Origin of the sequence: Pseudomonas sp. SIMBA_068, from assembly GCF_046534705.1 — a bacterium.
GTDB lineage: Bacteria > Pseudomonadota > Gammaproteobacteria > Pseudomonadales > Pseudomonadaceae > Aquipseudomonas > Aquipseudomonas putida.
Map to the genome: position 1 here is coordinate 1 of NZ_JAWRYI010000274.1, position 300 is coordinate 300.

Annotated in this window: 1 rRNA gene; it reads right to left on the reverse strand. The window is 51.7% G+C overall.

From position 1 onward, the window contains the following. Window positions 1-300, reverse strand: a 23S ribosomal RNA gene (locus SB756_RS29165); the annotation flags it as partial.

Sequence of the window (300 nt, forward strand, 5' to 3'; positions counted from 1 at the left end):
CCGCCGTACTCAGGATCCACTCAGGAGAGAACGAAGTTTTGACTACAGGGCTGTTACCTTCTATGGCGGGCCTTTCCAGACCTCTTCATCTACCTCGTTCCTTTGTAACTCCGTACAGAGTGTCCTACAACCCCAAGAGGCAAGCCTCTTGGTTTGGGCTGGTCCCGTTTCGCTCGCCGCTACTCAGGGAATCGCATTTGCTTTCTCTTCCTCCGGGTACTTAGATGTTTCAGTTCCCCGGGTCTGCCTTCTCATATCCTATGTATTCAGATATGGATACCACTCCATTACGAGTGGTGG